We start from the raw sequence: 12,277 nt of genomic DNA, 5'->3' as shown, positions 1-12,277 counted from the left end.
CAGTGGGACCAAACGGGAACGAAGGGCAAAACGCGACGTGTCGGCAGTACAGCAGACCATCCACGTGGGCGGAGAGTGGCGCTTCGCCGTCTCCGGCGCCACGCGCGACATCATCGACCCCGTGGACGGTAGCGTCTTCGCCGTCGTGGCAGAGGGTGGCGTCGCCGACACCGATGACGCCGTCGCATGCGCGCGTGCCGCATTCGACGACGGGACCTGGCCGCGTACCCCGGTCGCCGAGCGGGCCGCGCTGCTGAGGCGCGTCGCGGCGCTCCTGGAGCGCGACCGCGAGAAGATCGGAGCCCTCGAGAGCCAGGACGCCGGGAAGACTCTCGAAGAGGGGCGCGTGGACGTCGACTGTGTGCGCGACGCCTTCCTCTACTTCGCCGACCTCGTCATGAACGAGAGCGGCGGGAGGGTCGTCGACGCCGGGTCCGACGACATCCACAGCGTGGTGGTGCACGAGCCGGTCGGGGTCTGCGGACTCATCACGCCGTGGAACTATCCACTCCTCCAAGCGAGTTGGAAGATTGCCCCGGCTCTTGCCGCGGGCAATACTTTTGTGATCAAGCCCAGCGAGATCACGCCGCTGACCACCGTCGCCCTGATCGAGCTCCTGATCGAGGCCGGGCTTCCCCCGGGCGCGGCGAACATCGTGACCGGCCCCGGAGACCCGGTCGGTGCCCGGCTGGCCGACCACCCCGACGTGGACCTCGTGTCCTTCACCGGTGGGTTCGCCAGCGGCACGAAGGTCGCCCGCGCCGCCGCCGACAGCGTCAAGAAGGTCGCCCTCGAACTCGGCGGCAAGAACCCGAACGTCGTCTTCGCCGATGCCTGCGCCACCCCCGAGGGCTTCGACACCGCCGTCGACCAGGCGCTGAACGCCGCGTTCATCCACAGCGGGCAGGTCTGCTCCGCCGGCTCGCGGCTCATCGTCGAGGAGTCGCTGCGTGAGCGGTTCGTCGCCGAACTGGCCCGCAGGGCCGAGAAGATCCGCCTCGGCCGCGGCACCGAGAAAGGCGTCGAGTGCGGCCCGCTCGTCTCGGCGCAGCAACTCGCCAGGACCGAGGACTTCGTCGCCTCCGCGCTCGCCGAAGGCGCGGTCCTGCGCGCCGGCGGGGAGAAGCCCGAGGGCCCCGGCTACTTCTACCGGCCCACCGTCCTCGACCACTGCCACCGCTCCATGCGGGTGGTCCGCGAGGAGATCTTCGGCCCGGTCCTGACCGTCGAGACCTTCCGCACCGAGGACGAGGCCCTCGCCCTTGCCAACGACACCGAGTACGGCCTCGCCGGCGCCGTCTGGACGGCCGACGCCGGACGGGCCCGGCGGATGGCGCGCCGGATGCGGCACGGCACCGTCTGGATCAACGACTTCCACCCCTACCTGCCGCAGGCGGAGTGGGGCGGCTTCGGCAGGTCGGGCACCGGCCGTGAGCTGGGGCCCACGGGGCTCGCCGAGTACCGCGAGGCCAAGCACATCTACCAGAACCTCGCCCCGCGCCCCGTGCGCTGGTTCGCGGGCTGAGCCAAGGAAACGCACACCATGACCGACCACATCCACGAGTACGACTATGTCGTCGTCGGCGGCGGCACCGCCGGCTCGGTGATCGCCTCCCGCCTCACCGAGGACCCCGGCGTCACCGTCGCCGTCATCGAGGGCGGCCCGAGCGATGTCGGCCGTGACGACGTCCTGACCCTGCGTCGCTGGATGGGCCTGCTCGGCGGCGAACTGGACTACGACTACCCGACCACCGAGCAGCCCCGCGGCAACTCGCACATCCGGCACAGCCGCGCCCGTGTGCTCGGCGGCTGCTCGTCGCACAACACCCTCATCGCCTTCAAGCCGCTGCCGTCCGACTGGGACGAGTGGGCCGAGGCCGGCGCCGACGGGTGGGACGCCGCGGCGATGGACCCCTACTTCGCGAAGCTGCGCAACAACATCGTGCCCGTCGACGAGGACGACCGGAACGCGATCGCCCGCGACTTCGTCGACGCCGCGCAGACCGCGCTGGAGGTGCCCCGCGTCGAGGGCTTCAACAAGGAACCCTTCCACGAGGGCGTCGGCTTCTTCGACCTCGCCTACCACCCGGAGAACAACAAGCGCTCCTCCGCCTCCGTCGCCTATCTGCACCCGTTCCTCGACCGGCCGAACCTGCACATCGCGCTGGAGACCTGGGTGTACCGGCTGGAGCTGGACGGGACGCGGGCGACCGGCGTGCACGTGCGGACGAAGGACGGCGAGGAGCGCCTCGTACGGGCGCGCCACGAGGTGCTGGTGTGCGCGGGCGCCGTCGACACGCCCCGGCTGCTGATGTACTCCGGCATCGGACCCCGCGCCGACCTCGAGAAGCTCGGCATACCCGTCGTCCACGACCTGCCGGGCGTCGGCGAGAACCTGCTCGACCATCCCGAGTCGGTCATCGTCTGGGAGACCCACGGGCCCATCCCGGAGAACTCCGCCATGGACAGCGACGCCGGGCTCTTCGTACGGCGGGACCCCGGATCCGAAGGCCCCGACCTGATGTTCCACTTCTACCAGATCCCCTTCACCGACAACCCCGAGCGGCTCGGTTACGAACGCCCCGCCCACGGCGTGTCGATGACCCCGAACATCCCCAAGCCCAAGAGCCGCGGCCGCCTCTACCTCACCAGCGCCGACCCCGAGGTCAAGCCGGCGCTGGACTTCCGGTACTTCACCGACGAGGACGACTACGACGGCCGCACCCTCGTCGACGGGATCAGACTCGCCCGGCGGATCGCGGCTCAGGAGCCGCTCGCCGGGTGGCTGAAGCGCGAGGTCTGCCCGGGGCCGGAGGTCACCTCCGACGAGGACATCAGCGAGTACGCGCGCAAGGTCGCGCACACCGTCTACCACCCGGCCGGAACCTGCCGGATGGGCGCCGCCGACGACGAACTCGCCGTCGTGGCACCCGACCTGAAGATCCGGGGCCTCGAGGGCGTCCGGATCGCCGACGCGTCCGTCTTCCCGACGATGACGGCCGTCAACCCGATGATCACCGTCCTGATGGTCGGGGAGAAGTGCGCCGAACTACTGGGCGCGGAAGCCGACAAGAGGGGCGGGAACCGATGAAGTCAGATCCCATGAAGACAGAGCCGATGGTGCCGGACACGAAGGCGACGGACACGAAGGCGACGAGCACGAAGGCGACGAGCACGAAGGCGTTGGACACGAAGGCGGACGCCGCCACGTCCGCCGGACGACCCCCCGTCTTCTCCGTCCGCGACCTGTGGAAGGTCTTCGGACCGAAGGCGGGCAAGGTCCCGGCCGACCCGGAACTCGCCGCCCTGGCCCCCGCCGAGCTGCGCGAACGTACCGGCTGCACGGCCGCCGTGCGCGACGTCTCCTTCGACGTCCGCAAGGGCGAGGTGTTCGTCGTCATGGGCCTGTCCGGCTCCGGCAAGTCCACGCTGGTGCGCTGTCTGACCCGGCTGATCGAGCCGACCTCCGGGTCCATCGCCATCGACGGCGAGGACGTGCTCTCCATGGACACCACGCGGCTGCGGGAACTGCGCCGCCACCGTGCCTCCATGGTCTTCCAGCACTTCGGCCTGCTGCCGCACCGGTCGGTCCTCGACAACGTCGCCTATGGCCTGGAGATCCAGGGCATGGGCAGGGCCGCCCGCCGCTCGCGCGCTGCCGAGGTCGTCGCGAAGGTCGGCCTGGAGGGCATGGAACACCGCAGGCCCGGCCAGCTGTCCGGCGGCCAGCAGCAGCGGGTTGGCCTGGCGCGTGCGCTCGCCGTGGACCCCGAGGTGCTGCTCTTCGACGAGCCGTTCAGCGCGCTCGACCCGCTGATCCGCCGCGACATGCAGGAGGAGGTCGTACGACTGCACCGCGAGGAGGGTCGCACGATGGTCTTCATCACCCACGACCTGAGCGAGGCGCTCAAGCTGGGCGACCGTATCGCCCTGATGCGCGACGGCCGGATCGTGCAGCTCGGCACCCCGGAGGAGATCGTGGGCGCCCCCGCCGACGACTATGTACGGGACTTCGTCCGCGACGTGCCGCGCGAGCAGGTCATGACCGTGCGCACGGCCATGCGGCCCGCCGACGGCGACGAGGGAGAGGGCGGACCGGCGCTGGCCCCGGAGGCGACCGTCTTCGAGGCGATCGAGGCCGTGGCCCGCACCGGACTGACCGCCCGCGTCGTCGAGGACGGCCGGTGCCTGGGCGTCGTCGGTCACGCGGACCTGCTGGGGGTCGTGGCAGGCACGACCGCGCCCAAGGGGGTCGCCGCGTGATCCGCAGACCCCACCCGACACCTTGCCGGAACGCCGACGGGAGGTGGCCCCGATGACCGCCGCCGTGTCCGCGCCCGCCGCGGAGAAGAAGAACATCACCGGTCCGTCGTTCCGTGACGTCCTGCGCCATCCCGTGAAGGGCAAGCTGCTTGCGCTCGCCGCGCTCGCGGTGGTCCTCGTACCCGCCGGGGTCACGCTGTGGGGCAGCGGCAGCTGGCCCGGAGCACTGCACGTCGACATCTCGGGACCGCTCGACGACGCCAACAGGTGGGTCATCGACAACCGCGACTCCCACCCGCTCTTCCTCTACTTCCTCTTGCACCTGTCCAACACCGCCACCGACGCGGTCGGCGGCGTCTACGACCTGCTGCGTTCGATGGGCTGGCTCGGAGTGCTCGCCGTCGGCGTCCTCGTCGCCTGGCGCGCTGCCGGACTCGGTCGCGGCGGCGCCAAGGTCGCCGCCACCGCCTTCGGCGCGTTCGCGCTGTGCGGACTCCTGGGCATGTGGGACGCCACACTCCTGACCATCGCGCTGATGATCGTCGCCGTGGCGCTGGCCGCGCTGCTCGGCGTGTTGATCGGCCTGGCGGCCGGCCTGTCCGACCGGATCAACCGCGCACTGCGGCCGGTGCTCGACACGATGCAGGTCCTGCCGGCCTTCGCGTACCTGCTGCCCTTCGTACTGGTCTTCGGCACCGGCACACCTGCCGCGCTGTTCTGCACGGTCATCTACGCCGCCCCGCCCATGGCCCGGCTGACGGCGCTCGGTCTGCGCGGCGCCGACCCTTCGGTGCTGGAGGCGTCCGCGTCGCTCGGCGCGAGCCCGTGGCAGCGTCTGCGGACCGCCCGGCTGCCGCTCGCCCGTCAGCAGATGCTTCTCGGCCTCAACCAGACGATCATGATGGCGCTGTCGATGGTCGTCATCGCGGCCCTCGTCGGCGCGGGCGGCCTCGGTGAAGAGGTCTATTCGGCGCTCTCCACCGTCGATGTCGGCAAGGCACTCACCGCCGGCATCCCGATCGTGCTGATCGCCATCTGGCTGGACCGCACGACGGCCGCGGCCGGTGACCGCATCGGCCGCGGCGTCCCGGGCGGCGGACTGCTGCACGGCCGCTCCGGCTGGGCCCTGGTCGCGGCGGGAGTCGCCGTGGCCGTGTCGGCCCGGTTCCTGATCGGCGGGGCATGGCCCGAGGCCTGGACGTTCGACATCTCCACGCCGGTGAACAAGGCGCAGAGCTGGATCACCGAGCACCTTTCGTCCGGTGTCCCGGTGCTCGGCGGCACAGAGGTCTGGTCGGAGCAGTTCACCGTGTGGGTCCTCAACCCGCTGCGGGACGGCCTGCTCTGGCTGCCCTGGTGGTCGGTCCTGCTGATCGTCGCGGCCCTGGCGTGGCTCGTCGGGACTTGGGCGACCGCGCTGACGGCCACGCTCGCGATGTCGGCGATCGGTGTGCTCGGCGTGTGGACGAAGTCCCTGAACACGCTCTCGCAGGTGCTGGCCGCGCTGGTCGTCACCCTGGTCCTGGGCGTGCTCGCGGGCGTCGTATGTGCGCGTGCGGGGCGCCTCGAGCGCTGGCTGAGGCCTGTGCTCGACGCCATGCAGACGATGCCGCAGTTCGTCTACCTCATCCCGGTCGTGGCGCTCTTCGGAGTCACCAGGGCCTCGGCCATCATCGCCGCCGTCGTGTACGCGCTGCCCGCCGTCGTGCGCATCACCGCCCAGGGCCTGCGCGAGGTCGACCCCGCGGCCATGGAAGCGGCACGTTCACTCGGCGCCTCGACCAGGCAGCAGCTCTTCCAGGTCCAGCTGCCGCTCGCCCGGCCGGCTCTCCAACTCGCCGTCAACCAGGGCGTCGTGCTGGTCCTCGCCGTGGTCGTCGTCGGCGCGCTCGTCGGAGGCGGGGCGCTCGGCTACGACGTCGTCAAGGGCCTGTCCCGCGGCGAGATGGGCCTCGGGATGACCGCCGGCCTGGCGATCGTATGCCTCGGCCTCGTGCTCGACAGGGTCACCCAGCCCACCGCCCGCAAACGCCCCTGATCCACCACCACCGCCACCACCGACGTCCCCGTCACGAACAGCAGGAGCACCATCATGCGAAACCGCACCAGAACCCTCCGTACCGCCACCGCCGTCGTCGGCGCCCTGGGTGTCCTGACGCTCAGCGCGTGCAGCGCCGCGGAGACCGGCAAGAGCCAGGACGCGGCCGGCGGTGAGAAGACCGTGAAGCTGACCGTTCCCTCCTGGGTCGGCGCGCAGGCCAACACGGCTGTCGCGGAGTACATCCTGGAGAAGGAGCTCGGTTACACGGTCAAGTCCCAGCAGATGGGCGAGGTTCTCGCCTGGGACGCGCTCTCCAAGGGCGACGTCGACGCGATCATGGAGGACTGGGGTCACCCCAAGGAAGAGAAGCGGTACGTCGAGGACAAGAAGACCGTCGTCAAGGGCGGCGATCTCGGTGTCACCGGCCACATCGGCTGGTTCGTGCCCAAGTACTTCGCCGACGCGCACCCCGACGTGACGGACTGGAAGAACCTCGACAAGTACGCCAAGGAGTTCGCGACCGCCGAGAGCGGCGGCAAGGGTGAGATCCTCGAGGGCTCGCCCGACTACGTCACCAACGACGACGCGATCATCAAGAACCTCGACCTGGACCTGAAGACGAACTACGCGGGTTCCGAGGCGGCGCAGATCACGGCGATCAAGAAGTACGTGAAGGAGAAGAAGCCCTTCCTCACGTACTGGTGGACGCCGCAGTGGCTCAACGCCGAGGTCGAACTCGTCGAGGTCAAGCTCCCCGAGTACAAGGAGGGCTGCGACGCCGACCCGAAGAAGGTTGCCTGCGCCTACCCGAACACGCCGCTGCAGAAGTTCCTCAACGCAGACTTCGCGAAGAACGGCGGGGAGGCCGCCGAGTTCCTGAAGAACTTCAAGTGGACGACCGAGCAGCAGAACGAGGTCGCGCAGATGATCGCCGGGGAGAAGATGTCCCCCGAGGCGGCGGCCGAGAAGTGGGTCAAGGCCAACGAGTCGACGTGGAAGGCCTGGCTGCCGAAGAAGTGACACCTGGGGCGGGCCGGTTCCGGGGCGGGCCGCAGGCGGTGCCGGCCGGCACCGGCCCGCTCGCCGCGCGCCGCCTGCGGCACTCGGGAGGCGAGCGGGACCGTGGCTCGGTAGGCGAGCGGGACCGTGGCTCGGTAGGCGAGCGGGTTCCGCTAGGCGCCGCGGCGTAGCGACTCGGCCGACCGCGTGGTCTTCGCCAGGTCCACCGCCGACTTGAGGCTCAGGCCCGGGGCCGCTTCCCGCAGGGCCTTGATCGCCGGGATCGAGTCGGCGGGGCCCGTCACGCCCGCCGCGTCGAGACGCTGGCGCACCCATCGGGCCTGCAGGTCCTCGTACGTCGTGGCCGAGGCGTCCTCGACGATCTCCAGGGCCCGCTCGAGTCCGGGACGCTCCTCCGGGGCGGCCCGGTCCAGCGCGGCGCGGACGGCGTCGACGATGCCGTCCGCGTCGCGCAGCACGATCACTGACTGCTCCTGCTTGCTGAGTCCGAGCATACGGTGATCGTGTCCCGTGACAGCTTGCTGTTCAACGCAGTTGAGCCTCTTCAGAGCTTTGCCCGCCCGGGCCCCTTCTCGTACAGCTCGCGGGCGATGTCCGCCACCGCGGCCTGCGCCCGGCGCTGCAGACCCGGGCCGAAGGTGATGCGGGTCGCGCCCAGCCGCCCCAGCTCTGCGATCGACGGGTCGGACGCGGACGCGACGGACGCGAACACGTTGATCGGCGAGTCCGTCGCCGCCCGCAGCAGTGGCAGCTGCGCGGACGGCACACTGATCGGGTACACACAGTCCGCGCCCGCCTCGACATACAGCCGGATCCGCCGGGCGGCCTCGGCCGGGTCGTTCACCCCGCGCAGGAACGTGTCGACGCGGGCGTTCACGAACAGTTCCTCGCCCGCCTCCGCGCAGACGTCCGCCAGCCAGTCGGCGTGCCGGCGCGGGTCCTTGAGCACCTTCGTCGCGCCGTCGGTGTCCTCGAGGTTGCAGCCGACGGCACCGGTCTCCAGGATGCGTGCCACCAGTTCCTTCGGCGGCAAGCCGTAGCCGTCCTCGATGTCGGCGCTCACGGGGACGTCGACGGCCCGTGCCACACGGGCGACGGCGGCGAACATCTCCTCGGCCGGTGTCGCGCCGTCCTCGTGACCGAGCGACGCCGCGACCCCCGCGCTCGGCGTCGCCAGGGCAGGGAAGCCCGCGTCGGCGAAGGCGCGGGCGCTCATCGCGTCCCACGGCCCCGGCAGCACGAGCGGATCGCCGGCCTCGCGGCCTCGGTGCAGCGCGCGGAACGCCTGCGCCTTCGTGGTCATCTCGTTCCCCCTCAGTGCTTCAGCGAGCCGGGTGTGTAGTGGCCGGGGACCAGACGGGCCGTCACGCCGAAGCGGTTCCAGGCGTTGATGACCGTGATCGCCGAGATGAGGTGGGACAGTTCGATCTCGTCGAAGTGCTTGGCTGCCTTCTCGAAGACCTCGTCGGCAACGAAGCCGTCGGTGAGCACCGTCATCGCCTCGGTCAGCTCGATCGCGGCGATCTCCTTCTCCGTGTAGAAGTGCTGCGACTCCTCCCAGGCGCTGAGCTGCACGATCCGCTCCACCGACTCGCCGGCCGCCAGTGCGTCCTTGCTGTGCATGTCGAGGCAGAAGGCACAGTGGTTGATCTGCGAGGCGCGGATCTTCACCAGCTCCAGCAGCGCCGGGTCAAGATGCTTACGGGACGCCTGGTCCAGCCGGACCATGGCCTTGTAGACGTCGGGTGCGTGCTCGGTCCAGCGGATGCGGGGGGTGTGCTCCGGGGCGTTGGCTGCGTTCGTGGTTGTCATGAGTACGACCGTAGAGGCGCAGTGGCGCAGGGGTATGGTCCACTTTCATGACGGATTCGCGGGCCAATCCCGCCCCCGCCGCGGCTTCCGGCGACGCCGCCGCGCCCCGTGACGACGCCGTGTCCGGCGCGTTCGGAGCCGTGGGGGCGGATCTCCACCTCGAGCTTCGCGGACCGGGGCTGCGGCAGGGACTGATGGACGCGCTGCGCGAGGCGGTACGCAGCGGCAGACTCGCGCCGGACGTCCGGCTTCCGTCGTCCCGTTCGCTCTCCGCCGACCTCGGCATCGCCCGCAACACCGTCGCCGACGCGTACGCGGAGCTGGTGGCGGAGGGCTGGCTCACCGCGCGGCAGGGATCCGGTACCCGGGTGGCCCGCCGGTCCGCGCCGCGCAAGGCCGCCTCCGGCCCGGTCAGGGTGCACCCGGCGCGCGGCGGGCCCGCCTACAGCCTGCTGCCGGGCAGCCCCGACCTGGCCTCCTTCCCACGAGCGGAGTGGCTCAAGGCCGCCCGCAGGGCGATCAGCGCCGCACCCCACGAGGCCTTCGGCTACGGGGACCCGCGCGGCCGCGTCGAGCTGCGGAGCGTGCTCGCCGACTACCTGGCGCGGGCACGCGGTGTGTACGCCGACCCGGAACGCATCGTCATCTGCTCGGGTTTCGTGCACGGCCTCATGCTGATGGGCAAGGTGCTGCGGCGGCGACGGGTCAAGGACGTGGCCGTCGAGTCCTACGGCCTCGACGTGCACCGCGACCTGCTGGCCGACGCCGGGCTGCGCACCCCGGCGCTGCCCCTCGACGAACTGGGCACCGACACCACCGGGTTGGGTGAGGGCGGGCTGCGGGGGGTGGGCGCGGCGCTGATGACGCCGGCCCACCAGTTCCCCGTCGGACTGCCGCTGCACGCCGACCGGCGGGCCGCGGCAGTCGACTGGGCACGCACGGTGGGCGGTCTGATCCTCGAGGACGACTACGACGGAGAGTTCCGCTACGACCGCCAGCCCGTCGGCGCGCTCCAGGGCCTCGACCCGGAGCACGTCGTCTATATGGGCACGGCGAGCAAGTCGCTGGCCCCCGGGCTGCGCCTGGCCTGGATGGTGCTGCCACAGGACCTGGTCGGCGAGGTGCTGGAGGCGAAGGGCGGCACCGAATGGATGTCGGGCACGCCGGACCAACTCACGCTCGCGGAGTTCATCACCTCCGGTGCGTACGACCGGCATGTACGGGGCATGCGGATGCGCTACCGGCGCCGCCGCGACGAACTGGTGCGGCAGCTGGCCGTGCACGACCCCGGCATCCGGGTGAGCGGTATCGCCGCCGGGCTGCACGCGGTCCTCGAACTGCCGCCGGGGACCGAGCAGTCGGCCGTCCGGGCGGCGGCGTGGCAAGGCCTGGTCGTGGAGCCGCTCGGGCGCTTCCGGCACCCGGACGCCGCGCCCGGCAGGGACGCGCTCGTCGTCGGCTACGCCACCCCGCCGGACAGCGCCTGGGCGGGCGCGCTGGACGCGCTGTGCCGGGCGCTGGCGTAGGCGGGGTTCTGGCGTAGGTTCAGGTCGTGGCCCCGTTGCCCGGCGGCGGGGGCGCTTGCCGGGCGACAGGGGCGAGCGCGGGGCGGTCCGGTGGCCGGGGGCTCGCGGTCGCGCCCGCCGTCCGGTCTCGTCAGCGGGTGGCAGTCAGCGGGTCGCCGTCAGCCGGTCAGCACCGCCCGGAGCTGGGCAAGGCCCCAGTCCAGGTCCTCCTCGCTGATCACCAGCGGCGGGGCGATCCGGATCGTCGGTCCACGGGTGTCCTTCACCAGCACCCCGCGGTCCATCAGCTTCTCCGAGACCTCCCGCCCGGTGCCGCGGTCCGGCGCGATGTCCACACCCGCCCACAGGCCGCGCCCGCGCACGGCCGTCACCGCGCCGCTGCCCATCAGCAGGCGCAGTTCGCGGAGGAGGTGCTCACCGAGATCGGCGGCGCGCCGCTGGAACTCGCCGGTGCGCAGCATCGCCACCACCTCCAGGGCGACGGCACAGGCCAGCGGATTCCCGCCGAACGTCGAGCCGTGCTCACCCGGCCGGTGGACGCCCAGCACGTCCGCCGAGGACACCACGGCCGACACCGGCACCACACCGCCGCCCAGCGCCTTGCCGAGCACATACATGTCCGGCACCACGCCCTCGTGCTCGCAGGCGAACGTCCTGCCCGTGCGGCCCAGCCCGGACTGGATCTCGTCCGCGACGAACAGCACGTTCCGTTCGCGGGTGATCCGGCGGACGCCGGTGAGATAGCCGGCGGGCGGGACCAGCACCCCCGCCTCGCCCTGGATGGGCTCCAGCAGTACGGCCACCGTGTTCTCCGTGACCGCCGACTCCAGCGCGGTCAGATCGCCGTAGGGGACGATCTCGAAACCCGGGGTGTAGGGACCGTGGTCGGCCCTTGCCTCGGGGTCGGTGGAGAAACTGATCAGCGTGGTCGTCCGCCCATGGAAGTTGTTGGCCGCCACCACGATCTTGGCCATGTTGTCCGGCACCCGCTTGACCCGGTAACCCCACTTGCGGGCGGTCTTCACGGCTGTCTCCACCGCCTCGGCGCCCGTGTTCATCGGCAGGACCATCTCCATGCCGCAGAGCTCGGCGAGCTGTGCGCAGAAGTCACCGAACCGGTCGTGGTGGAAGGCACGGGAGGTCAGAGTGACCCGTTCCAGCTGCGCCTTGGCGGCCTCGATCAGCCGGCGGTTGCCGTGGCCGAAGTTGAGTGCCGAGTACCCGGCGAGCAGGTCGAGGAAGCGGCGGCCCTCGACATCCGTCATCCAGGCGCCCTCCGCCGTGGCGACGACGACCGGCAACGGGTGGTAGTTGTGCGCGCTGTGCGCCTCGGCAGAGGCGAAGGCGGCTGTCGTTCTCGGCACGGGTCCTCCGATCGTCGGGGCCGCCCTCCGGCGGCGCGGACGGAGCCGGAGCCCCGTCCGCCCTTCCACTCCATCGTCGCGCTCCGCCCGCGGCTCGCAGTGTGGACGGGACGGCGTGGCGGCCGGTCCGGCCGCTAGTGTGGTCGGCACGCGCGGCGACTGGCGTACGGGGAAGCGACCCCGAGGAAGCCGTGCGCGGGTATTCGCGCGAGGTGCCGCCCGCCTGGGCACCCCGGGACCACGACCGACGA

10 protein-coding genes and 1 riboswitch are annotated in these 12,277 nt (G+C 71.3%); of the genes, 6 read left to right on the top strand and 4 right to left on the bottom strand.

The annotated features are described in order from the left end of the window. The first annotated feature begins 37 nt into the window (after window positions 1-37). From IE198_RS15010 to IE198_RS14990, 5 genes are read left to right on the top strand one after another with little or no spacing between them, the layout of a single operon-like run. Window positions 38-1,525 (top strand): aldehyde dehydrogenase family protein, encoded by a 1,488-nt coding sequence (locus IE198_RS15010; RefSeq protein ID WP_189886683.1) that lies wholly within the window; start codon window positions 38-40, stop codon window positions 1,523-1,525. 18 nt (window positions 1,526-1,543) lie between these two features. Further along, complete coding sequence (locus IE198_RS15005; RefSeq protein WP_189886681.1) at window positions 1,544-3,091, top strand: GMC family oxidoreductase; 1,548 nt, start codon at window positions 1,544-1,546, stop codon at window positions 3,089-3,091. Between the two features lie 11 nt (window positions 3,092-3,102). After that, the gene (locus IE198_RS15000; protein WP_229833960.1) at window positions 3,103-4,263 is read left to right on the top strand and encodes a quaternary amine ABC transporter ATP-binding protein; all 1,161 of its coding nucleotides are present in this window, start codon (window positions 3,103-3,105) and stop codon (window positions 4,261-4,263) included. Between the two features lie 52 nt (window positions 4,264-4,315). Continuing rightward, entirely contained in the window at window positions 4,316-6,301 is a 1,986-nt protein-coding gene (locus IE198_RS14995) for an ABC transporter permease (RefSeq protein WP_189886679.1), read from the top strand. Window positions 6,302-6,355: 54 nt separating this feature from the next. Beyond that, a complete protein-coding gene (locus IE198_RS14990; RefSeq protein ID WP_100108691.1) occupies window positions 6,356-7,324 on the top strand; it encodes an ABC transporter substrate-binding protein in 969 nt (322 codons plus the stop codon). Window positions 7,325-7,476: 152 nt separating this feature from the next. Here IE198_RS14990 and IE198_RS14985 read toward each other — a convergent pair whose 3' ends face one another. The 3 genes from IE198_RS14985 to IE198_RS14975 are packed head-to-tail and all read right to left on the bottom strand — an operon-like array spanning window position 7,477 to window position 9,136. Then, complete coding sequence (locus IE198_RS14985) at window positions 7,477-7,818, bottom strand: hypothetical protein (protein ID WP_189886677.1); 342 nt, start codon at window positions 7,816-7,818, stop codon at window positions 7,477-7,479. Between the two features lie 50 nt (window positions 7,819-7,868). After that, window positions 7,869-8,627: an isocitrate lyase/PEP mutase family protein gene (locus tag IE198_RS14980; protein ID WP_189886676.1), complete on the bottom strand. Its 759-nt coding sequence runs from the start codon at window positions 8,625-8,627 to the stop codon at window positions 7,869-7,871. Between the two features lie 11 nt (window positions 8,628-8,638). After that, on the bottom strand, window positions 8,639-9,136 hold the full coding sequence (locus IE198_RS14975) for a carboxymuconolactone decarboxylase family protein (protein WP_189886674.1): 498 nt from the start codon (window positions 9,134-9,136) through the stop codon (window positions 8,639-8,641). A 47-nt stretch (window positions 9,137-9,183) separates the two neighbouring features. Between IE198_RS14975 and pdxR the strand changes: the two genes are divergently transcribed. Then, window positions 9,184-10,662, top strand: a complete 1,479-nt coding sequence (gene pdxR / locus IE198_RS14970; protein ID WP_373299866.1) for a MocR-like pyridoxine biosynthesis transcription factor PdxR — start codon at window positions 9,184-9,186, stop codon at window positions 10,660-10,662. Window positions 10,663-10,820: 158 nt separating this feature from the next. On the opposite strand, the gene rocD is transcribed toward pdxR, so the two are convergent. Further along, a complete protein-coding gene (gene rocD, locus IE198_RS14965; RefSeq protein WP_189886672.1) occupies window positions 10,821-12,026 on the bottom strand; it encodes an ornithine--oxo-acid transaminase in 1,206 nt (401 codons plus the stop codon). Window positions 12,027-12,171: 145 nt separating this feature from the next. After that, window positions 12,172-12,262, top strand: a riboswitch (ZMP/ZTP riboswitch). Window positions 12,263-12,277 lie beyond the last annotated feature (15 nt).

The organism is Streptomyces xantholiticus (assembly GCF_014651015.1).
GTDB lineage: Bacteria > Actinomycetota > Actinomycetes > Streptomycetales > Streptomycetaceae > Streptomyces > Streptomyces xantholiticus.
This window is presented reverse-complemented; position numbering and strand designations above follow the sequence as displayed.